Source organism: Streptomyces sp. CA-243310 (assembly GCF_050936775.1).
Lineage (GTDB): Bacteria > Actinomycetota > Actinomycetes > Streptomycetales > Streptomycetaceae > Streptomyces.
Window position 1 is genome coordinate 575,290 of the sequence record NZ_JBNJMF010000002.1, and the last position, 24,149, is coordinate 599,438.

Consider the following 24,149-nt stretch of genomic DNA (forward strand, 5'->3'; position numbering starts at 1 on the left):
CTCGCCGGCATCTTCGCGGAGGTGCTGGCCCTGCCGGCCGTGGGGCCGGACGACGACTTCTTCACCCTCGGCGGGCATTCGCTGTTGGCCGCCCGGGTGATCGCCCGGGTACGGACCTCGCTGGACCGCGAGTGCGGGATCCGCGACGTCTTCGAGGCCCGTACGGTCGCGGCGCTGGCGGCGCGGCTCGCCGACCGCACCGCCGCGGCCCGTCCGATGCCGACCGCCGGGGTCCGCCCCGATCCGCTGCCGTTGTCGTACGCGCAGCAGCGCCTGTGGTTCCTGCACCAGGTGGAGGGCCCCGGCGCCACGTACAACATCCCGTTCGCGGTGCGCTTCGACAGCGCGTTGGACGCCGAGGCCCTGGGCGCCGCGCTGGGCGACGTCGTCACCCGGCACGAGGCGCTGCGGACGGTGTACGGGGAGCACGAGGGCGTTCCGTACCAGCGGGTGCTGGGCCCGGCCGAGGCGGACGTCCGGCTGCACCTGCGCGACGTGCCGGAGGGCGGCCTCGACGCCGCCGTGGACCTCGCACTGACCCACCTCTTCGACCTGTCGGCGCAGGCGCCCCTGCGGGTGACGCTGGTGCGCGACGCCCGGTCCGGCGCGGATGCGCTGGTGGTGCTGTTGCACCACATCGCGAGCGACGAGTGGTCCATGGGGCCGTTCCTGCGCGACCTGGAGCACGCCTACGCCGCCCGGTGCGCCGGCGAGGCGCCCCGGTTCACCCCCCTGGAGCTCCAGTACGGCGACTTCGCGCTGTGGCAGCGCCGCCTGCTGGGAGCGGTGGACGAGCCGGGTTCGGTGGCCGCGGAGCAGGCCGGGTACTGGCGGCGGGTCCTCGGCGCCCTGCCCGAGGAGGCGGGACTGCCCGCCGATCGACCGCGACCGGCCGTCGCCGATCACGCGGGGGCGCTGGTGTACCGCCCGCTGCCCTCCGAACTCGCTTGCGGCATAAGGACTTTGGCCCGGGAGAGCGGCACCAGCGTCTTCATGGTCGTGCACGCGGCGGTGGCGGCGCTCCTGCACCGGCTCGGCGCCGGCGAGGACATCGTGCTGGGCAGCCCCGTCGCCGGACGGGCCGACAGCGCCCTCGACGAACTGGTCGGCTTCTTCGTCAACACGCTGGTGCTGCGCACCGACCTGTCGGGCGACCCGGCCTTCGGCGAGGTGCTGGAGCGGGTGCGGACCGCGGACCTCACGGCGCTGGACCACTCCGATCTGCCCTTCGACCAGGTGGTGGAGGCCGTCAACCCCGAACGCTCGCTGGCGCGGCACCCGTTGTTCCAGACGATGGTGTCCCACAGCACCGTGACCCAGGACGTGCGGGTCCTGTTCGGGTTGCCGGCGCGGGTGGACCGGGTGGACCCCGGGGCCACCAAGTTCGACCTCGACATCACCTTCTCGGACGCGGCGCACAGCGAGGACCTGGAGCTGGAGGTCTTCTACTCCACCGGGCTGTTCGACCGCACGACGGTGGAGACGTTCACCGACCGGCTGCTGCGGGTGCTGGCCGAGGCGGTCGCCGATCCGACCCGCCCCGTGTCGGCGTGGGAGCTGCGCGCGGAGACCGAGCGGGCCCACATGGACCGCTGGAACGCGACCGCCCGCCCGGTGCCACCGCAGGGCGTGGCGCGGGTGTTCGCGGAGCGGGCCGCCCTGGATCCGGACGCGCTCGCGCTGGTCGCGGGTGCGCAGCGGCTGACGTTCGCCGAGCTCCGCGACCGTGCGGACCGCCTGGCCTCGGTGCTGGTCGAGGAGGGCGTCGGGCCCGAGGCGGTGGTTGCCCTCGCCGTGCCGCGCTCGGCCGACGCCGTGGTGGCGGTCCTGGCCGTGCTGAAGGCCGGCGGCGCGTACCTGCCGCTCGACCTCGACCTGCCCGCCGAACGGTTGGCGTTCATGTTGGAGGACGCCGCCCCGGTCTGCGTGGTGACCACCCTCGCGGTCGCCGACCGTGTCGCGGGCGTGCCCGCCGTGGTCCTGGACGCGCCCTCGATGGTGGAACGTTTCGCCTCGGCGGTACCGGGCCCGGACGCGGACGTGGACCCCGAGCACGCGGCGTACGTCATCTACACCTCGGGCTCCACTGGTCGCCCGAAGGGCGTCGTGCTCCGGCACGCCGGCCTGACCCGGTTGTTCCGCGACCACGAGCGGGACCTGTACCTGCCGATCGCCGCCCGCCTCGGACGGCGGGTACGCGCGCTGCACACCGCCTCCTTCTCCTTCGACTCCTCGTGGGAGCAGCTGCTGTGGCTGATCGCCGGCCACGAGCTGCACGTCCTCGACGAGTACGGTCGACGCGACGCGGACGCGGTCGTGGCGTACGTGCGCCAGGAGCGCATCGACGCCCTCGACGTGACGCCTTCGTACGGCCGACGGCTCGTGGACGCCGGACTGCTGACCGGATCGTGGCGCCCGCCGCTGTTCCTGCTGGGCGGCGAGGCCGTGCCAGCCGGGCTCTGGTCCGAAATGCGCGAGGTCGCCGACGTGGAGGTCGTCAACTACTACGGGCCCACCGAGTTCACGGTCGACGCACTGGTGGCCCGGGTCGGCGACTGCGCCACCCCGGTCGTGGGACGGCCGTTGGACAACGCCCGGGCCCACGTGCTCGACGCCCGACTGCGACCGGTGCCCGTCGGCGTGCCCGGTGAGCTGTACCTGGCGGGCGAGCAGAACGCCCGCGGATACCTGGGACGTCCGGCGCTGACGTCGGAGCGGTTCGTCTGCGACCCGTTCGGCGAGCCGGGCAGCCGGATGTACCGGACCGGCGACCTGGCCCGGTGGCGGGCCGACGGCCTGATCGAGTTCCTGGGCCGGGCCGACGACCAGGTGAAGATCCGCGGGTTCCGCGTCGAGATCGGCGAGGTGGAGAGCGCGCTCGCCGCGCTCGACGGCGTGAGCGCGGCGGCCGTCGTGGTCCGCGAGGACATCCCCGGCATCCCCCGGCTCGTCGGCTACGTCACGGGCCCGGCCGATCCGGCGGCGCTGCGCGGGGAACTGGCGCGCGTACTGCCCGACCACATGGTCCCGGCCCTCGTGGTGACGCTGGCGGAACTGCCGACCACGATCAGCGGAAAGCTCGACCGGGGCGCCCTGCCGGCACCGGTTTCGTCGGGCGAGCCGACCGGCCGGGCGCCGCGGGGCGCCGCCGAGGTACGGGTCGCCGAGGTGTTCGCGGAGGCGCTGGGGCTGTCCGCCGTCGGCGCCGACGCCGACTTCTTCCGGCTCGGCGGGCACTCCCTGCTGGCCACCCGGGTGGTGGCCCGGATCCGGGCGACGGGCACCGAGTGCTCGATCCGGGACGTGTTCGAGGCCCGCACCGTCGCCGCGCTCGCCGCACGGCTGGAGGGCCGGGGACGGGCCGCGCGCCCGACGCTGGTCGCGGGCGGGCGCCCGGACCGGTTGCCGCTGTCGTACGCCCAGGCCCGGTTGTGGTTCCTGCACCGGATGGACGGCCCCAACGCCACCTACAACATCCCGCTCGTGCTGCGTCTGCGCGGGGCGCTCGACCCGGCGGCGCTGCGTGCGGCGGTCGCCGACGTGGTGGCCCGGCACGAGGCCCTGCGCACCGTGTTCGCGGAGGACGCCGAGGGCCCGTACCAGCGGATCCTGACCCCCGACGAGGCCGTGGTGCCGTTCTCGACGGCCAGGGTGTCGGCCGGTGAGCCGGCCGCGCGGACCGAGGAGGCGGCGGCCCACGCCTTTGATCCGGAGTTCGAAATCCCGCTGCGGGTGACGCTGTTGGAGGCGGGCCCCGAGGACTGGACGCTACTCCTGTTGGTGCACCACATCGCCGGGGACGAGTGGTCGGCCGGCCCCCTGCTGGCCGACCTGGATCGCGCGTACACGGCCCGTCTCGACGGCCGGGCACCGCAGTTCGCGCCCCTGCCGGTGCAGTACGCGGACTACGCGCTGTGGCAGCGGGAGCTGCTCGGCGACCCGGCCCGGGAGGGTTCCCCGGCGCACCGCCAGGCGGACTTCTGGCGCACGGCGCTGGAGGGGCTGCCGCAGGAGCTGTCCCTTCCGGTCGACCGGCCGCGGCCGGCCGTCCCCTCACACCGGGGCGCCACCCTCGAAACGGTCCTGCCCACCGAGCTGGTGACGGGCCTGGACGGGCTGGCCAGGTCGGCCGGCACGACCGTGTTCACCGTGGTCACGGCCGCGGTGGCGGCGCTGCTGCACCGGCTCGGCGCGGGAGAGGACATCCCGCTGGGCAGCCCGGTCGCCGGGCGCGGCGAGGAGGCACTCGATCCGCTGGTCGGCTTCTTCGTCAACACCGTGGTGATGCGCGCCGACCTCTCGGGCGAGCCCGACTTCACGGAGGTGCTGCGGCGCACCGCGGCGGTCGGCACGGCCGCGCTCGACCACGCCGACCTGCCCTTCGACGCGGTCGTGGAGGCCGTCAACCCGCAGCGGTCGCTGGCCCGGCACCCCCTGTTCCAGACGATGGTGGCCTACGAGGGCGGCGCCGAGGTGGCGCGTCCGCTCGCCGGGCTGGCCGCCGAGGAGGTACCGGTGGCCGCGGGGGCCGCCAAGTTCGACCTGGAGATCCTCTTCCGGCGGACGCCCGACCGCGACGCGCTGGGCGCGGGCATGACCTGCGGGGTGCGCTACGCCACCGATCTGTTCGACGAGGGGACCGTCCGGACCCTGGCCGATCGACTCGTACGGGTCCTCACGGCCGTGGCCGCCGACCCGACGGCGCCCGTCTCGACCATCGAGGTGATGGACCCGGCCGAACGGGAACGGGTGTTGACCCGCTGGAACGACACCGCCCGGCCCGTCCCCACCCTCACGCTGGACGACCTGGCCGCCGCCGGCGCCCGGGACCTTGACGGCACGGCCCTCGTCTTCGAGGGCGCCCGGCTCACCCGCGCCGACTTCGAGGACCGCGTCAACCGCCTCGCCCGACTCCTCATCGCCCACGGCGTCGGCCCGGAAAAGGTCGTCGGCGTCGCCCTCCCCCGCTCCTTCGACCTCGTCATCGCCCTGCACGCCGTCGTCCGCGCCGGCGGCGCCTACCTCCCCCTCGACACCACCCTGCCCACCGACCGCCTCACCCACATGATCCAAACCGCCGCCCCGGTGTGTCTGGTGACCGACCTGCCCTCGCTGGACGCGGTCCCGGTGCCCGCCGACGCGGAGGTGGTCGTGATCGGGGCGCCCGAGGTGACGGCGGACCTGGCCTCGCTGCGCGGTGACTCGGTGACCGATGCGGACCGCTCGGCGGCGCTGCTGCCCCGCCACCCCGCCTACGTCATCTTCACCTCGGGATCCACCGGCCGCCCCAAGGGCGTCATGGTCGAACACGAAGCGATCGTCAACCGCCTCCAATGGATGCAGGACGCCTACCAACTCGCACCGGGTGACCGCGTGTTGCAGAAGACCCCCGCCGGATTCGACGTATCCGTCTGGGAGTTCTTCTGGCCCCTCGCCGAAGCCACCCCCCTCGTCATCGCCCGACCCGAAGGCCACAAAGACCCCGACTACCTCGCCACCCTCATCCGCGAACAACACGTCACCGTCCTCCACTTCGTCCCCTCCATGCTCGCCGCATTCCTCACCGACACCGACATCTCCACCTGCCCCACCCTGCGACTCGTCGTCTGCAGCGGCGAAGCCCTCCCCACCGACCTCACCACCCGCTTCCACACCTCGGCCGGTTCGACCGGTGCGGTACTGGCCAACCTGTACGGGCCCACCGAGGCGGCCGTCGACGTCACGGCGGCGGACTGCCCCGCCGCCGTGGCCGGTCCGGGCGCGGGGTCGGCAGCGGCTTCGAGTTCGGCTCCGGCTTCGAGTTCGGCTTCTGGTTCGGCTTCGGCTTCCATCGGTGCTCCGGTGTGGAACACGCAGGTGTACGTACTCGACCACCACCTGCGACCCGTACCCCCCGGCACCCCCGGCGAACTCCACCTCGCCGGAACCCAACTCGCCCGCGGCTACACCAACCAACCCTCACTCACCGCCGAACGCTTCATCGCCAACCCCCACAGCACACCCGGCACCCGCATGTACCGCACCGGCGACATCGTCCGCTGGCTCCCCAACGGCACCCTCGACTACCTCGGCCGCACCGACAACCAAATCAAACTCCGCGGCCTCCGCATCGAACTCGGCGACATCGAAACCGCCCTCACCACCCACCCCCACATCACCCACGCCACCGTCATCCTCCGCGAAGACACCCCCGGACACCCCCAACTCACCGCCTACCTCATCCCCACCCCCACACCACAACCCCCGACACACCCACCCTCAAAACACACCTCACCACCCGACTCCCCGACTACATGCACCCCACCCACTACATCCCCCTCACCCACCTCCCCCTCACCCCCAACGGAAAACTCGACCGCAACGCACTCCCCACACCCGTCGAAGCCGAGGGTGAGGTGTCCCGGGCGCCGCGCGATGCCCGCGAGGAGATACTCGTCGGGATCCTGGCCGATGTGCTGGGGCGCTCCGCGGTGGGCGTCTCGGACGACTTCTTCGCGCTCGGCGGGCATTCGCTGCTTGCGGCGCGGGTGGCCGGTCGGATCCGGGAAGCGTTCGCCGTGGACTGCGGGATCCGGGACGTGTTCGAGCTGCGGACCGTCGAGGCCCTCGCGGACCGGCTGGCCGAGCGGACGTTCGGGCCCGCCAGGCCCGCGCCGGCGGCGTCCGAGCGGGGCGAGCGCCCCGTGCTCTCCTTCGCCCAGCACCGGTTGTGGCTGCTGGACAGCGTGCGGGGACCGTCCACGACGTACAACGTGCCGGTGGCCGTGCGCCTCGACGGTCCGGTCGACCCGGTGGCGCTGCGTGCGGCGGTCGCCGACGTGGTGGCCCGGCACGAGGTGCTGCGCACCGTGATCGGCGAGTACGACGGTGAGCCGTACCAGCGGGTCCTCGCCCCGCCCGAGGTGTCGGTGGCGGTGTCGGTGCGGGAGGTCTCGTCGGACCGGCTGGCGGAGGAGATGGTCCTCGCGGGCAGCCACGTCTTCGACCTGGCCTCCGAGGTCCCGATCAGGGTGAGCCTGCTGCGGACCGCACCCGACCGGCACGTCCTGGTGGTGTTGCTGCATCACATCGCCACCGACGAGGGCTCGACCGCCCCGCTGTTGGCGGATCTGGACCTGGCCTACACGGCCCGCCTGGCGGGCCGGGAACCGGAGTTCGCTCCGCTGCCGGTGCAGTACGCGGACTACGCGCAGTGGCAGCGGGAACTGCTGGGCGCGGCCTCCGACGCGGATTCGGTGGCGGCGGCCCAGGCCGGGTACTGGCGCGACGCCCTGGCCGACATCCCGACGGAGCTGGCGTTGCCCGCGGACCGCGCGCGGCCGGCGGAGCCCTCGTACGAGGGCGGCGTGGTGACCTTCGAGGTTCCGCGGGAGACGACGGCCGGCCTGGCCCGGATCGCCCGGGAGCGCGGGGCCACGTTGTTCATGGTGGCGCACGCCGCGGTGGCGACGCTGTTGCACCGGCTCGGAGCGGGCGACGACATCCCGCTGGGCAGTCCCGTGTCGGCCCGCGAGGGCGCGGAGTCGGAGGGGCTGGTCGGGTTCTTCCTCAACACGCTGGTCCTGCGGGCGGACGTGTCCGGGGATCCGACCTTCACCGAACTCGTCGCCCGGGTGCGAGACACCGGCCTGGCCGCGTTCGCACACGCCGATCTGCCGTTGGAGGCCGTGGTCGAGGCGGTGGACCCGGAGCGCTCGCGTTCCCGCAACCCGCTGTTCCAGACGATGGTGACCTTCCACTCCGTGGACGGCGCCGTGCCGGAGCTGTTCGGCCTGCCGGCCGAGGAACTCGTCGTGGAGACGGGTGGCGCGAAGTTCGACCTGGAGGTCGCCTTCGGCTCCGCCCGCGACGGAGCCGGGCCCGAGGGCGTCGGGATCGAGGGTGGCATCCGCTTCGCCACCGATCTCTTCGACGAGGGGACCGTCCGGACCCTGGCCGATCGACTCGTACGGGTCCTCACGGCCGTGGTCGCGGACCCGACGGCGCCCGTCTCGACCATCGAGGTGATGGACCCGGCCGAACGGGACCGCGTACTCACCCGCTGGAACGACACCGCCCGGCCCGTCCCCACCCTCACGCTGGACGACCTGGTCGCCGCCGGCGCCCGGGACCTTGACGGCACGGCCCTCGTCTTCGAGGGCGCCCGGCTCACCCGCGCCGACTTCGAGGACCGCGTCAACCGCCTCGCCCGACTCCTCATCGCCCACGGCGTCGGCCCGGAAAAGGTCGTCGGCGTCGCCCTCCCCCGCTCCTTCGACCTCGTCATCGCCCTGCACGCCGTCGTCCGCGCCGGCGGCGCCTACCTCCCCCTCGACACCACCCTGCCCACCGACCGCCTCAACCACATGATCCAAACCGCCGCCCCGGTCCTGATGGTTACCGACACTCTGTCGGTAACTTCACTTCCGCAGGTGCCGGGTATCTCCGCACTGTCGCTCGACGGGCCCGAGGTCCGTACGCTTCTCGCACGGGAGTCGGCGGCGGTCGTCACCGATGCGGACCGCTCGGCGGCGCTGCTGCCCCGCCACCCCGCCTACGTCATCTTCACCTCGGGATCCACCGGCCGCCCCAAGGGCGTCATGGTCGAACACCAGGCCATCGTCAACCGCCTCCAATGGATGCAGGACGCCTACCGACTCTCACCGGGTGACCGCGTGTTGCAGAAGACCCCCGCCGGATTCGACGTATCCGTCTGGGAGTTCTTCTGGCCCCTCGCCGAAGCCACCCCCCTCGTCATCGCCCGACCCGAAGGCCACAAGGACCCCGACTACCTCGCCACCCTCATCCGCGAACAACACGTCACCGTCCTCCACTTCGTCCCCTCCATGCTCGCCGCATTCCTCACCGACACCGACATCTCCACCTGCCCCACCCTGCGACTCGTCGTCTGCAGCGGCGAAGCCCTCCCCACCGACCTCACCACCCGCTTCCACACCTCGGCCGGAACCTCCGAGGTCGCCCTGGAGAACCTCTACGGCCCCACCGAGGCGGCCGTGGACGTGACAGCCGGTTCCTGCACGGCGGAAGCCGCCACCGAGGGCCGTGCCTCCGCCTCGATCGGCAGCCCGGTGTGGAACACGCAGGTGTACGTACTCGACCACCACCTGCAACCCGTACCCCCCGGCACCCCCGGCGAACTCCACCTCGCCGGAACCCAACTCGCCCGCGGCTACACCAACCAACCCTCACTCACCGCCGAACGCTTCATCGCCAACCCCCACAGCACACCCGGCACCCGCATGTACCGCACCGGCGACATCGTCCGCTGGCTCCCCAACGGCACCCTCGACTACCTCGGCCGCACCGACAACCAAATCAAACTCCGCGGCCTCCGCATCGAACTCGGCGACATCGAAACCGCCCTCACCACCCACCCCCACATCACCCACGCCACCGTCATCCTCCGCGAAGACACCCCCGGACACCCCCAACTCACCGCCTACCTCATCCCCACCCCCACACCACAACCCCCGACACACCCACCCTCAAAACACACCTCACCACCCGACTCCCCGACTACATGCACCCCACCCACTACATCCCCCTCACCCACCTCCCCCTCACCCCCAACGGAAAACTCGACCGCAACGCACTCCCCACACCCGTCATCGCGGCTCGTCCGACCCCGGCTTCGCCGGCGGCCGTCCCGGCCGTCCCCTCGGGTACACCGGAGCAGGTGCTGTGCGCCCTGATGGCCGAGGTCCTGGGGCTGTCCGCGGTCGCCCCGGACGAGAACTTCTTCGAGCTGGGCGGCGACAGCATCATCTCCATCCGCCTGGTGAGCCTGGCGCGCAAGGCAGGACTGACGGTCTCCGCCCGGCAGATCTTCCAGAACCCGACCCCGGCCGCCCTCGCCGCGCTGACCGCGCCCCGCGACGGCGCCCCGGCCGCCCCGGTCCGCCCGTCGGACGGCGGCCCGGGACCGCTGCCGCTGCCGCCGGTCGCGCAGTGGCTCGCCGAGCGCGGCGGCCCGTTCGCCTCCTTCGCGCAGGCCAGGTTGATCCGGCTGCCCGCCGGCGTCCGACACCCGCGGCTGGTGTCCGCGCTCCAAGCGGTCCTCGACCACCACGACGCGCTGCGGATGAGCCTGACCGTCCCGCGCCCCGGCGTGTGGAGCGCGGAGATCCGCGAGGTCGGTGCGGTGCGGGCCGACGCGGTCCTCGATCGCGCCGAGGCCGCCGGCCTGGACGACGCCGCGCTGCGGGCGTTGATCGGGGTCGAGTCGGGACGCGTCTCGGCGGCGTTCGCCCCCGAGGCGGGCGTCCTCGTACGGGCGGTGCATTTCGACCGCGGTCCCGACGAGGACGGCCGACTGCTGATCGCCGCACACCACCTGGCGGTGGACGAGGTGTCCTGGCAGATCCTCCTTCCCGACCTGCGGGCGGCGTACGAGGCGGTGGCCACGGGCCGGGCCCCGGCCCTGGACCCGGTGGGCACCTCACTGCGCGGCTGGACCACCCACCTGCTCGCGGAGGCGCAGCACCCGCGCCGCACCGCCGAGTTGGACCGCTGGTTGGCCGCCCAGCCGGGCGCCCCGCTGCTCGCCGACCGGCCGCTCGATCCGGGGACGGACACCGCCGCGACCGCGCGGAGCCTGAGCGTGCGGCTGTCCGCCGAGCGCACCGCGCCGCTGCTCCAGGCGGTGCCCGCCGCCTTCCACGGCACGGTCGGCGACACCCTGTTGACCGCGCTGGCGCTCGTCGTCGGCGACCGGGCGGCCCGGTCCGGGCGCGCCGGCGCCGGCTTCACGGTGGACCTGGAGGGCCACGGGCGGGAGCAGGAGCTGATGCCGGGCGCCGACCTGACCCGTACGGTCGGCTGGCTCACCACCATCCACCCGCTGCGGCTGACCGGCGGATCGTACGATCCGGCCGCCGTGCTGGCCGGCCGGGAGGACGCCGGGGCCGCGCTGAAGGAAGTGAAGGAGTTGCTGCGCGCCGTGCCCGACGGCGGGATCGGCGCCGGGTTGTTGCGGTACGCCAACCCGGCCGCGGCCCGGCTGTTCGATCCGTCGGCGCGCGCCGAGATCCTGTGGAACTACCTGGGTCGCCAGACCGGGCAGGCCGCCGGCGATTGGGGCCGTGCCGACGAGGCCGACGCCCTGTCGGCCCGCCCCGACCCGGACATGCCGCTCTCCCACGTACTGGAGATCACGGCGGAGATCACCGAAGGGGCGGACGGGCCGGAGCTGACGGCCACGTTCATCCGGGCCGGCGAGGCCCTTTCCGCCGGGACCGTCCAGGACCTCGCGGACGGCTGGCTGTCCGCCGTGAACGCCCTCGCCTCCTGGGCCGACGGCACCACCACCGGGGGGTACACCCCCTCGGACCTCGACCTGGTCGACCTCGACCAGGACCAGATCACCATGCTCGAAGAAATGTGGAGGGCCCAGCAGTGACGCAGGCGCGAATCGAGGACATGCTTCCGCTGTCCCCCTTGCAGCAGGGCATGCTGTTCCATTCCGTGTACGACCAGAGCGCGCCCGACGTCTACACCGTGCAGGTCACCGTCACCCTCGCAGGACCGGTGGACGCGGACCGGCTGGAGCGGGCCGGGTCCGCGCTGCTGCGCCGCCACCCCAATCTGCGGGCCGGGTTCTGGCACGAGGGCGTGCCGCAGCCGGTGCAGTTCGTACCGGCCGAGGTGACGTTCGCCCTGAACCGGGTGGACCTGAGCGACGACCCCTCCGCGTCGGCGGTGCGCCGGGTGGAGCGGTCCGAGCTCAACCACCGCTTCGCCCTGCACCGACCGCCGTTGCTGCGCCTGACGCTGGCCCGGCGGGGCCCGAACGACCACCTGCTCATCGTCACGGTGCACCACATCCTGGTCGACGGCTGGTCGATGCCCCTGCTCGTCGGTGATCTGCTCGCCCTGTACGACAACGGCGGCGACCTGGCCGCGCTGCCCCCGGTGCGCCCGTACAAGGAGTACCTGCGGTGGCTCCGGCAGCAGGACGCGCCGGCGGCCGAGGGGGCCTGGCGGACCGCGCTCGCGGGGCTGGAGGAGGCCACGTTGGTGGCGCCGGCCGACCCGTCGCGGACGGCGGTACGGCCGGGCGTGCACCGGCTGGAGTTGTCGGAGCGTGCCACGGCGGGGCTGACGGCGGCCGCGCGGCGCATGGGGACCACTCCGAGCACCGTCATCCAGGCGGCCTGGGGGCTGCTGCTGGGTTCGTTGACGGGGCGCCGGGACGTGGTGTTCGGGCTGACGGTCGCGGGGCGGCCCGAGGAGATACCGGGCGTCGAGTCGATGGTGGGTCTGTTCATCACCACCGTCCCCGTCCGTCTCGATGCGCGTCCTTGGGAGAGCGGCGCGGATCTGCTGCGCCGGTTCCGGGACGAGCAGAACGGGCTGCTGGCCCACCACCACCTCGGGCTGCGCCGGATCCAGAAGCAGGCGGGCGGCGGCGAGCTGTTCGACACGCTGGTGGTCATCGAGAACTATCCGGTGGACCCGTCGGCGAAGCCGGCCCTGTCCGACGGGGTGCGGGTCGCGGACGTGTCGGCGCGGGACGCCACGCACTATCCGCTGACGCTCGCGGTATCGCTGGAGGAGCGGGCCGAACTGGCCCTGGAGTACCGGCCCGACCTGTTCGACGCGCGGTCCGCGTCGGTGATCGCGGAGCGGCTGGCGGCTCTGTTGGAGCAGCTCACCACGGCGCCGCAGGCTCCCGTGGGCACCCTGGACCCGGTCACCCCGGGTGAGCGGGTCCGGTTGCGGGAGGGTTGGCGCGGCCGGGTCCGTGACGTGCCGGCGGGGACGGTCGCCGATCGGTTCGCCGAGCAGGTGGCGGCGACGCCCGACGCGTGCGCGGTGGTCTCGGGCGCGGAGCGGTTGACGTTCGCGGAGTTGGACGACCGGGCCTGCCGGTTGGCGGCGCTGCTGGCGGCGCGCGGGGTCGGGCCGGAGTCGGTGGTGGCGTTGGCGCTGCCCCGGTCGGCGGAGTCCGTCGTGGCGATCCTGGCGGTGCTCAAGGCGGGTGCGGCGTATCTGCCGATGGACCTGGACCACCCGGCCGATCGACTCGCGTTGATGCTCGGGGACGCCGGGCCGGCGTGTGTGGTGACCGGCGGTACCGCGACGGCGTTGCTGCCCGCGGCCGTGCCGGGCGGTCCGGAGCGGATCGTGCTGGACGCACCGGAGATCCGTGCGGAACTCGCCTCCCGGGAGCCCGGGTTCACCGGTCCGGCGGTGGACTCCGCGCATCCCGCGTACGTCATCTACACCTCGGGCTCCACGGGCGTGCCCAAGGGGGTGGTGTTGACCGTCGGCGGGCTGGCGAACCTGTACACCAACCACGTGACGGAGGTGTTCGGTCCGGCCGTGGGCGCCGGCGGCGGGAGACGGTTGCGTGCCCTGCACACCGCGTCGTTCGGTTTCGACACGTCCTGGGAGCAGTTGTTCTGGCTGATCGCGGGCCATGAGCTGCACGTCCTCGACGAGACGGGCCGGCGGGACGCGGAGTTCACGGTCGGCTACGTGCGCGAGCAGCGGATCGACGCGATGGACGTGACGCCGACCTACGCGCAGGCCCTGTTGGAGTGGGGTCTGCTCGATGACGGGCGGCACCGGCCGGGTCTGCTGTTGCTGGGCGGCGAGGCCGTGCCGGAGGCCCTGTGGACGGAGGTCCGCAAGGCTTCCGGGGTGATGTCGGTGAACCTGTACGGTCCCACCGAGTACACGGTGGACGCGCTGGCCGCCGACCTGTCCGTGTCCGCGACCCCGATCGTCGGCCGTCCCATCGGCAACACCGCCGCGTACGTGCTGGACTCGGCACTGCGGCCCGCTCCGGCGGGCACCCCCGGCGAGCTGTACCTCGCGGGGCACGGCACCGCGCGCGGCTACCTCGGGCGGCCGGGCCTGACGGCCGGGCGCTTCGTCGCCGATCCGTACGGGCCCGCCGGCTCCCGCATGTACCGGACGGGTGACCTGGTGCGGTTGCGGCCGGACGGTGAGCTGGAGTTCCTGGGCCGGGCCGACGACCAGGTCAAGATCCGCGGCTATCGCATCGAGCCGGGTGAGGTGGAGGCGGCGCTCAGCGCCCTGGAGGGGGTGGCGACCGCCGCCGCCGTGGTGCGGGAGGACACTCCCGGGGTCAAGCGCCTGGTCGGCTACGTGACCGGGCGGGTGGATCCGGCTCGCGCCCGTGAACTCCTCGCGGCGCGGCTGCCGGACTACCTGGTACCGGCGGCGATCGTGGTGTTGGACGTCCTGCCGGTGAACGTCAGCGGGAAGCTGGACCGCTCCGCGCTCCCGTCGCCCACACTGGGCGGCGCCGAGGACTCCCGGGCTCCGCGCGACGAGCGCGAACGTGCGCTGTGCGCGGTGTTCGTCGACGTCCTGGGGTTGAGTTCGGCGGGGATCGACGACGACTTCTTCGCGCTGGGCGGCGACAGCATCGTCTCCATCCAGTTGGTCACCCGGGCCCGCAAGGAGGGCCTCGTCCTGACCCCGCGCGATGTGTTCGAGCACCGCACGGTGGCCCGGATGGCGGCCGCCGCCGGCGCGGCGGGCGACGGGCGGGGCGGCTACCTGGCCGCCGACGGCCCGCTGGTGGAGCTCGGCGAGGAGCAGCGGCGGCTGGTGGCCGCGGCGTTCCCCTCGGCCGAGGAGATCCTGCCGTTGGCACCGCTCCAGGAGGGCCTGTACTTCCACGCGGTGTACGACGACCGCGCCCTCGACGTGTATCTGATGCAGAACTTCGTGGAGCTGCTGCACGCGGTGGACGCGACCGCGCTGCGGGGTGCCTTCGAGACGATGCTGCGGCGTCACCCGAACCTGCGGTCCGGGTTCTGGCACGAGGGCCTGGAGGGCCCGGTGCAGGTGGTGCCGTCCGCCTGGGAGCTGCCCTGGCGTGAGCTGGACCTCGGCGGCCTCGACGCGGACGCGCAGGAGGCGGCGTTGCGGGAGTTCTCGCTCGCCGACGCGGCGACCCGATTCGACCTGGCGGCGCCTCCGTTGCTTCGGGTGACGCTGATCCGCTTCTCCGCGACGCGGTGGGTGCTGTGCGTGACCCAGCACCACATCCTGACCGACGGCTGGTCGGAGTCGCTGTTCTTCGAGGAGCTGTTCGCCCTGTACGGCAACGGCGGCGCGGAGGAGGCACTGGCGCCGGTCACCCCGTACCGGGACTACCTGCGCTGGCTGGCCGCCGTCGACACCGAGGAGGCGGCCGGGGCCTGGCGGTCCCATCTGGCGGGGCTGGACCAGGGCACGCTGGTCGCGCCCGCGGATCCGGCCCGTCAGCCGGTGACCGCGGAGGTGGTGGACCTGTCGCTGGACGCGGAGACCAGTGACCGGTTGCGGGCGTTCGCGCGGGGGTGCGGCATCACCTTGAACACGGTGCTGAGCACGGCGTGGGCGCTGTCGTTGGCGCAGATGACGGGCCGCGACGACGTGGTGTTCGGGGCGACGGTCTCGGGCCGGCCGGCGGACATCGCCGGGGTCGATCAGATGATCGGCATGTTCATGAACACACTGCCGTTCCGGGTGTCGTTGCGGGCCGAGGAGCCGCTGCGGGACCTGCTGGTGCGCGTACAGTCCGAGCACGCGGCGCTGCTGCCGTACCACTACGTGGGGCTGGGCCCCGTGCAGCGGCTCAGCGGCATCGGGCAGCTCTTCGACACCCTGTACGTGTTCCGCAACACCCCGCTGGACGACGCGGCCCGCGAGGAGGCGGTGGCCCGTCACCAGATCGGTTGGACGCACAGCGTCGACGGCACGCACTACCCGTTGACCCTGGCGGTGACCCCGGGGCGGGCCCTGGAGCTGACCCTGGCCTACCGGCCGGACCTGTACGACGAGGCCGCCGCCCGGTTGCTCGCCGACCGGCTGGCCCTGCTGGTGGGTCAGCTCGCGGACGGCGGCGCGCACCCCGTCGGCCGGCTGGCCACTCTGGGGGCCGGGGAGCGGGCGCTGCTGCTCGCCAAGGGCGACGACACGGGACACGAGGTCCCGGACACCACGGTGATCGACCTGTTCGCCGAGCAGGCCGCCCGTACCCCGGACGACACCGCCCTGGTGTTCGAGGACGAGCGGCTGACCTACGCGGAACTGGACGCCCGCGCGAATCGGCTGGCCCGGTTGTTGGTCGCGCGGGGCGCGGGGCCGGAGACGGTGGTCGCGCTCGGTCTGCCGCGTTCGGCCGACTTCGTGGTGGCGCTGTTCGCGGTGCTCAAGACGGGCGCCGCGTACCTGCCGCTGGACCTGGACCACCCGGTGGACCGGCTGGCCACGATGGTGTCCGACGCGGCCCCGCTGTGCCTGGTGACGACGGCGCCGGTCGCGGACCGGGTGCCGGTGGTCGACGGCGTTCCCCCGCTGACGCTGGACGCGCCGGGGACGCGGGAGGAGCTGGCCGATCTGGCGGGCTCGCCGCTCGCGGAGTCGGAGCTGACCGGGGTGCGCGACGGCCGGCACCCGGCGTACGTCATCTACACGTCCGGTTCCACGGGGCGCCCCAAGGGTGTCGTCGTGCCGTACGCGGGTCTGACGAACATGCTGCTCAACCACCGGGAGCGGATCTTCGCTCCGGCGGTGGCGCTGGCCGGCGGGCGCCGGATGCGGGTGGCGCACACCGTGTCCTTCGCGTTCGACATGTCGTGGGAGGAGTTCTTCTGGCTGGTCGACGGGCACGAGGTGCACGTGATCGGCGAGGAGCTGCGTCTGGACCCGGCGGCGTTGACCGCGCACTACGACCGGGTGGGCATCGACGTCGTCAACGTCACCCCCTCGTACGGGCAGCAGCTCGTCGAGGCGGGGTTGCTGAGCCCCGACCGGCACCGGCCGACGCTGTTCCTGCTGGGCGGCGAGGCCGTGCCGGACTCCCTGTGGGGCCTGTTGGAGCGCACCGAGGGCACGATGGGCTACAACCTGTACGGCCCGACCGAGTACACGATCAACGCGCTGGGCGCGGACGTGGCGGACAGTGCCACGTCGTGCGTGGGCCGGCCGATCTTCAACACCCGGGCGTACGTGCTCGACAGCGCCCTGCGGCCGGTTCCGGCGGGGGTGCCGGGCGAGCTGTACCTGGCGGGTGCCGGTCTGGCGCGCGGCTACTTCGGGCGGCCGGCTCTGACCGCGGAACGGTTCGTGGCCGATCCGTTCGGTGAGCCGGGCACGCTGATGTACCGCACCGGTGACCTGGTGCGGTGGCGGGCCGACGACTCGATCGACTACCTGGGTCGGGCTGACGACCAGATCAAGATCCGTGGTTTCCGGATCGAGCTGGGGGAGATCGAGTCGGCGGTCGCTGCGGCGCCGGACGTGACCGCCGCCGCCGTGACCCTGCACACGGGGGCGGGCGGGGTCCGTCGGCTGGTGGCCTACACGGTGATGTCGGCCGGGGCGGCCGGTGACGCGGCGGCGCTGCGGGCGCACCTGTCGCGGAGCCTTCCGGAGTACATGGTGCCGTCGGCGTTCGTGGAGCTGGCCGCGATGCCGCTCACGGTGAACGGCAAGGTGGACCGGGCGGCGCTGCCCGCACCGGACTTCGGGCAGGCGGGCGCGGGCCGGCCGCCGAAGGACGCGCGTGAGGAACTCCTGGCGCAGATCTTCGCGGAGGTGCTCGGCCTGGAGCGGGTCGGGGTGGAGGACAACTTCTTCGAGCTGGGAGGGCATTCACTGCTCGCGATGCGCCTGGTCGGCAGGATCCGGGACGCGCTCGGGCTGCCGGTGCAGGTGGCCTCGGTGATGGCCGCGCCCACGGTGGCGGACATCGCGGCCCGGATCAGTTCGGACGCCCGTCAGGGTGCGCTGCGGGTGTTGATGCCGCTCCGGGAGCGGGGCACGGCCGCGCCGCTGTTCTGCTTCCACCCGGCGTCCGGGTTCAGTTGGCAGTACTCGGGCCTGCTGCGGTACCTGGACGCGGACCGGCCGGTGTACGGCCTCCAGTCGCCGGGGCTGTCCGGCCCGCAGCCGGACGTCGCGGACGTCGCGGAACTCGCCGAGCTGTACCTGGCGGAGATCAGGACGGTGCAGCCCGAGGGGCCGTACCACTTCCTGGGCTACTCCTTCGGTGGCACCGTCGCGCAGACGCTCGGTGCGCTGCTCCAGGAGCGCGGCGAGGAGGTGGCGTTCCTCGGTCTGTTGGACGCGTACCCGCCGGAGGTCGAGGACTGGTCGTACGTGGACGACCCGGACTGGCGGGAGCGTCTGGAGCGGGAGGAGAGCGGATTCCTGCTGTCGGTGGCCGGTCTGGAGGGGGCCGCGGACGGTGAGCCGGCGGACCGTTCGGAGGCGGTGGCGGCGATCCGTGACAGCCAGGGCCTGTTGGCCGGCTTCGACGAGGACCTGTTGGAGTCGATCGTCTCCACCAACGTGCACTGTGTACGGCTGCTCTCGCGCAGCCGGACCCGCCGGTTCCGGGGGGACGTGTTGTTCTTCACGGCGGCCCGCACGACGCCTGCGGACGAGGCTCCCGCCCGGGTCTGGCCGCCGTACCTCGACGGCCGCCTGGTGGAGCACGTCCTGGACTGCTCGCACGACGAGCTGATGTCCCCTGCCGTGTCGGCGCAGGTCGGGCCGGTGCTGGCGCGGGCGTTGGCAGCGCTGCCCGTCCGGGGGTGACGAGCGGGGCGGGTGGGGGGCGGGACCCGGTCCGCCCCCGCCCGCCCCGGGTCACGCGGTCGCGCGGTCGCGCGCCCGCGTGTCGACGGTGCGGCCAACCGCGTCGCCCCGAGGGGAGGTTCACTCCCCCGGGGCCTGCCCGGCCGCCGCCCGGCGCGTGCCGGGGGCGGACTAGGCGAACCGATTCACTTAGGTTAGGCTTACCTTATTCAAAGGGGGAATGACATGTCCGACAGAGTGCCCGGCAGACCCCGACTCGCCGGACGAGTGGCCCTGGTGACCGGCGCGGGCCAGGGCATAGGCGAGGCGGTGGCCCGCTCGCTGCACGCGCTGGGAGCCACCGTGGCCGCCACCGATCTGCGGGGCCCGACCGTCACCGCCTGGGTCGACGAACTCCAACGGGACACCGGGGCCGCGGCTCCCGGAACCGGTACGGAGCGCGGCGTCGCCCGCGCCTACCAGCTCGACGTGACCGACCGGCACGCCGTCGACGAGCGCGTCGCCCGGATCGAACGGGACCTGGGTCCCCTCGACATCCTGGTCAACGTCGCGGGCGTGCTGCGCACCGCGCCGGCCGCCGAACTCACCGACGAGGACTGGTCGCTGACCTTCGCCGTGAACACCACCGGCGTCTTCCACACCTCGCGCGCCGTGGCCCCGGGCATGGCCGAGCGCGGGGCGGGCAGCATCGTCACCGTCGCCTCCAACGCGGCGGGCATCCCCCGCACCGGCATGGCCGCCTACGCCGCCTCCAAGGCGGCCGCCGTCATGTTCACCAAGTGCGTCGGACTGGAGTACGCCCGCCACGGGGTCCGCTGCAACGTGGTGGCACCGGGTTCCACCGACACGCCCATGCAGCGTTCCCTGTGGACCGACGACGAGGCACCCCGACGGGTCCTCGAAGGCGACCTCGCGACGTACCGCACCGGCATCCCGCTGGCCCGGATCGCGGACCCGCAGGACGTCGCCGACGCCGTGGTCTTCCTCTGCTCCGAACAGGCCCGCCACATCACCATGCAGGCCCTGTACGTGGACGGCGGGGCCACCCTGCGCTGACGCGCACCGGCCCCTCCCGCCCCTCCACCACCCGCAGCCCCCCGAGCCGCCCGCCCCGGGCGCGCGTCCGCCTGCCCGCCCTCCTCCCAGGAGTCCCCGTGCCCACGGTCCACCCACTTGCCGCGCCCCCCGCACCGGGCGCCCCCGCCCACCCCGCCGTGGGCGCCGCCACCGGCCTGCTCGACGCCTACCGCGCCGGCGACCGGTTCCTCGCGACACCGACCCGCACCCTGCTCGCCTCCGGCGTCAGGACGGAACTGCGCTCCGCCGCCTCCCGGCTGTCGGGCGACGTGCGCGCCGCGCTGCTCGACGCGGCGCGGGCCGGGGACTCCGGGGCCGTGGTGATGGGCGCGGTCCCCTTCGACCCGCAGGCACCGGCCGCGCTGGTCGTCCCGGAGCGGGTGCGCAGCGGCCCCGCGCTGCGCACGGACCCCCTGGTGGCCCTGGAGGGGACCGCCCCGGCCGCCGCGGACTGGTCGGTGTCCGAGGTCCCCGCGGCCGAGGTGTACGCCGAGGGCGTGGCCCGGGCGGTGGAGCGGATGGGGCGCGGCGAGTTCGACAAGGTCGTCCTCGCCCGCTCCCTCGAACTGGTCGCCGGCGACGACCTGGACCTCCCGGCGATGCTCGGTCGCCTCGCCCGCCGCGACCCCGGCGGCTACACCTTCGCGCTGCCGACCGGCCCCGGACGCACCCTGCTGGGCGCCAGCCCGGAACTGCTGGTGTCGCGCCGGGGGGACCGCGTCGTCGCCAATCCACTGGCCGGGTCCACCCCGCGCAGCGACGACCTCGCCGAGGACGTCCTTCGGGCCGCGACGCTCCTGCGGTCGGCGAAGGACCTGCACGAGCACGGTGTCGTCGTCGATGCCGTCGCCCGGGCGATGGCCCCGCACTGCGCGGAACTCGACGTCCCTGCGCGGCCCACCCTGATCCGTACCGCCACCATGTGGCACCTGTCGACCACCGTGTCCGGGCGGCCGAACCGCCCCGATGTGACCGCGCTCGAGATCGCCTCGGACCTCCACCCCACGCCCGCCGTCTGCGGCACGCCCACCGGGATCGCACGCGAGGTCATACGCGAGACGGAACCTTTCGACCGGGGGTTCTTCACGGGCATGGTCGGCTGGCAGGACGCGAGCGGGGACGGCGAATGGGTCGTCACCATCCGCTGCGCCGAGGCCGAGGGGCGGCGCCTTCGGCTGTTCGCGGGCGCCGGGGTCGTCGAGGCCTCGGACCCCGCCTCGGAGGCCGCGGAGACAGCGGCCAAGTTCCGCACCTTCCTCCAGGCCGTGGGGGCGGCGCTGTGACCGCCGCGGCACCCACCTGGCCCGCCGGGTTCGCCGAGCGCTACCGCGCCGCGGGCTGGTGGCGCGGGGAGACCTTCGGCGGCATGCTGCGCGAGCGCGCCGCCGCGCACCCCGACCGGATCGCGATCGTGGACCCGACCGGCGGCCCCGACGGCGGCCGTCGCACCTGGACGTACGGCGAACTCGATCTGCGGGCCGACCGGATGGCGGCCGGGCTGACCGCCCGGGGCATCGGCGCCGGGGACAAGGTCGTCGTACAGCTCCCCAACGTGGCCGAGTTCTTCGAGGTCGTCTTCGCGCTCTTCCGGATCGGGGCGCTCCCGGTGTTCGCGCTGCCCGCGCACCGGCGGACCGAGATCGGCTACTTCTGCTCCTTCACCGGCGCGGCGGCGTACGTGATCCCGGCCACGCACGGCGGCTTCGACTATCGCGAACTCGCGGCGCGGGTGGGCGAGGACGCCCCGGAGCTGCGACACGTGTTCGTGACGGGCGGCGACCCGGGTCCCTTCACCGCCCTGTCCGAGGTGCCCCTCGACCCGGAGCCCGGGCCGCCGGTCCACGCCCGGCCCGCACCCCGGGACCTGGCTTTCCTCCAACTGTCGGGCGGCAGCACGGGCGTGCCCAAGCTGATCCCGCGGACCCACGACGACTACCTGTACTCGGTGCGCGGATCCAACGAGCTGTGCGGGGTGACCGCGGACTCCGTGTACCTGGTCGCCCTGCCCGCGGCCCACAACTTCCCGCTGTCCTCGCCCGGTTCGATCGGCGCGCTGTACGCGGGAGCCCGGGTGGTGCTCAGCCCGCAGCCCGTCCCGGACGTCGCCTTCCCGCTGATCGAGTCGGAAGGGGTGACGATCACCGGACTGGTGCCGCCGCTGGCCCTGCTGTGGACCGATGCCGCGCCGCGCTCCCCGTACGACCTGAGCAGCCTGGACGTGCTGTTGGTGGGAGGTGCCAAGTTCAGCGAGGAGGCGGCCCGTCGGGTCGGGCCGGCGCTCGGCTGCACCCTCCAGCAGGTGTTCGGGATGGCGGAGGGGCTCGTCAACTACACCCGACTGGACGATCCGTTGGAGACGATCGTCACCACCCAGGGACGTCCGATCTCCCCGGACGACGAGATCCTGGTCGTCGACGACGAGGACCGCGAGGTGCCCGCCGGCGCCACCGGTCACCTGCTGACCCGGGGCCCGTACACGATCCGCGGGTACTGGAACGCGCCGACGCACAATGCCCGTTCGTTCACGGCCGACGGCTTCTACCGCACCGGCGACATCGTCCGGATCACCCCGACCGGCCACCTGGTCGTGGAGGGGCGCGCCAAGGACCAGATCAATCGCGGCGGCGAGAAGATCGCGGCCGAGGAGGTGGAGAACCACCTGCTCGCCCACCCGGCCGTGCACGACGCAAACGTGGTCGCGGAGCCCGACCCGTACCTGGGTGAGCGAACGCTCGCCTACGTGATCCTGCGGGCGGACGCCGAACCCGTGACGGCGCCGGCCGTGAAGAAGTTCGTCCGCACCCGCGGTCTCGCGGCCTACAAGGTGCCCGATCGGGTCGAGTTCGTGACCGCCTTCCCCACCACCGGGGTCGGCAAGGTCTCCAAGAAGGACCTGCGCGCGGCGGCCGACCCCGGCGTCTCCTGACCCCCGCGCCCCGACCCCACCCCGAACCCCGCACCGAACGGAACACCATGGCCCTGCCCGCCATCGCCCCCTACGCGCTGCCCACCGCCGCCGACCTGCCCGCCAACCGGGTGGACTGGTCGATCGACCCGGACCGCGCGGTCCTGCTCGTCCACGACCTGCAGAACTACTTCCTGTCCTCGTTCGACACCGCGAGCGAGCCCGTCACCGGACTGCTCCGGCAGGTGTCCCGGCTGCGCGAGGAGGCGATCCGGGCCGACGTACCGATCTTCTACACGGCCCAGCAGGGCGGCCAGAGCGCCGAGGAGCGCGGCCTCCAGCAGGACTTCTGGGGACCCGGCCTGCCCCTCGACCCGGAGGCGGAGGCCATCGCCTCGGCCGTGTCCCCCGGACCCGACGACACGGTCCTGACCAAGTGGAAGTACAGCGCGTTCGTCCGCACGGACCTGCTGGAGCGGCTGCGGGCGCTCGGTCGCGACCAACTGGTCATCACCGGCGTGTACGCCCACATCGGTGTGTTGATGACGGCGTGCGACGCCTGGATGCAGGACGTGCAGGCCTTCGTGGTCGCCGACGCGGTGGCGGACTTCTCGGCCGAGGAGCACCGGATGGCACTCGAATGGGCCGCCGGGCGCTGCGCGTACGTCACCACGACGGACCGGGTCTGCGAGGCCTGGTGAGAACGGGGCCGGTCCGCCCGCGCCCGCTGCCACACGCCCCGGCGGCACGGCGGTACGGCGTCGCGGTCCGGCCGGCCCCGACATCGCGCGTCCCGCCGGTCCGGCCGGTCCCGCTGCCGGTGACCCTGCCCGGCCAGGCCCGCGTCTGGGTGGCCTCGGTGAGCGAGAACGTCTGCGCCGCCGAGGCCCGCCGCCACGAACTGGACCGTACGGAACAAGCCAGGGCGGCCCGGCTCCGTCAGGACGACGACGTCGACCGGTTCCTGGTCGCGCACGTGTGTCTGCGCGCCCTCCTCGGCGAGCGGCTCGGGGCGGCCCCGGGCCGGTTGCTGATCGAGCGGGAACCCTGCGCCGGTTGCGGCGGGCCGCACGGGCGCCCGTACCTGCCGGGCCGGCCGGTGCACTTCTCGCTTTCGCACGCCGGTGACCTGGTACTCGTCGCCCTGGCACCGGTGCCGGTCGGGGTGGACGTGGAACCGGTGCGCGACGCCTCGCTGATCGAGGACACCGTCGACGCGCTGCACGACGCGGAGCGGACCGAGCTCCTCGGCCTGCCCGCTCGGGCCCGCGGCGCGGCCTTCGCCCGGTGCTGGGCGCGCAAGGAGGCGGCGTTGAAATCCACCGGCACGGGACTCGTGCAGGGTGCCTCCCAGCCGTATGTGGGTTCCGGCCTGGTCCCGGCCCAGCCGGACGGGCATCATGTGGTCGATCTTCCGGCGCCCCCCGGCCACGCTGCCGCCCTGGCGTTGCACCTCGGCTGAGAATCCGTCTCACGGACCGGGCATGAACTTGCCAACTTAGGCAAGCCTTACTTACGTTGACCCTCGCTGCACCGCAGCACACCCCCCCGCACCGCAGCACACCCCCCACACCGCCCCACTTCGGGACCCGTCCCCCAC

The 24,149-nt window shown here is 73.4% G+C and carries 7 protein-coding genes and 3 pseudogenes; all 10 read left to right on the forward strand.

The genetic code is table 11. From position 1 onward, the window contains the following. Nucleotides 1-9 precede the first annotated feature (9 nt). Nucleotides 10-6,168: pseudogene (locus tag ACQEVM_RS20135) on the forward strand (amino acid adenylation domain-containing protein); the annotation flags it as partial. 125 nt (nt 6,169-6,293) lie between these two features. After that, nucleotides 6,294-7,967 (forward strand): annotated as a pseudogene (locus tag ACQEVM_RS20140) (condensation domain-containing protein); the annotation flags it as partial. 63 nt (nt 7,968-8,030) lie between these two features. Then, nucleotides 8,031-9,859, forward strand: a pseudogene (locus ACQEVM_RS20145) (amino acid adenylation domain-containing protein); the annotation flags it as partial. A gap of 138 nt (nt 9,860-9,997) precedes the next feature. After that, entirely contained in the window at nt 9,998-11,398 is a 1,401-nt protein-coding gene (locus ACQEVM_RS20150; RefSeq protein ID WP_433085273.1) for a condensation domain-containing protein, read from the forward strand. A 20-nt stretch (nt 11,399-11,418) separates the two neighbouring features. Beyond that, complete coding sequence (locus tag ACQEVM_RS20155; protein ID WP_433085275.1) at nt 11,419-18,567, forward strand: amino acid adenylation domain-containing protein; 7,149 nt, start codon at nt 11,419-11,421, stop codon at nt 18,565-18,567. A gap of 225 nt (nt 18,568-18,792) precedes the next feature. After that, nucleotides 18,793-19,623 (forward strand): 2,3-dihydro-2,3-dihydroxybenzoate dehydrogenase, encoded by an 831-nt coding sequence (locus ACQEVM_RS20160; protein WP_433080972.1) that lies wholly within the window; start codon nt 18,793-18,795, stop codon nt 19,621-19,623. A 98-nt stretch (nt 19,624-19,721) separates the two neighbouring features. Further along, nucleotides 19,722-20,927, forward strand: coding sequence for an isochorismate synthase (locus ACQEVM_RS20165; RefSeq protein WP_433080974.1), 1,206 nt, complete (start codon nt 19,722-19,724; stop codon nt 20,925-20,927). Then, nucleotides 20,924-22,570, forward strand: coding sequence for a (2,3-dihydroxybenzoyl)adenylate synthase (locus tag ACQEVM_RS20170; RefSeq protein WP_433080976.1), 1,647 nt, complete (start codon nt 20,924-20,926; stop codon nt 22,568-22,570). The genes ACQEVM_RS20165 and ACQEVM_RS20170 overlap by 4 nt, the downstream gene beginning before the upstream one ends. 47 nt (nt 22,571-22,617) lie before the next feature. Next, on the forward strand, nt 22,618-23,250 hold the full coding sequence (locus ACQEVM_RS20175) for an isochorismatase family protein (protein ID WP_433080978.1): 633 nt from the start codon (nt 22,618-22,620) through the stop codon (nt 23,248-23,250). A 119-nt stretch (nt 23,251-23,369) separates the two neighbouring features. After that, nucleotides 23,370-24,011 (forward strand): 4'-phosphopantetheinyl transferase family protein, encoded by a 642-nt coding sequence (locus tag ACQEVM_RS20180; RefSeq protein ID WP_433080980.1) that lies wholly within the window; start codon nt 23,370-23,372, stop codon nt 24,009-24,011. Nucleotides 24,012-24,149: the final 138 nt, after the last annotated feature.

Bases quoted from the DNA above. Each gene is read 5' to 3' on its own strand.
- ACQEVM_RS20155 (WP_433085275.1), top strand. From the start codon at position 11,419: ATGCTTCCGCTGTCCCCCTTGCAGCAGGGCATGCTGTTCCATTCCGTG.
- ACQEVM_RS20160 (WP_433080972.1), top strand. From the start codon at position 18,793: ATGTCCGACAGAGTGCCCGGCAGACCCCGACTCGCCGGACGAGTGGCC.
- ACQEVM_RS20175 (WP_433080978.1), top strand. From the start codon at position 22,618: ATGGCCCTGCCCGCCATCGCCCCCTACGCGCTGCCCACCGCCGCCGAC.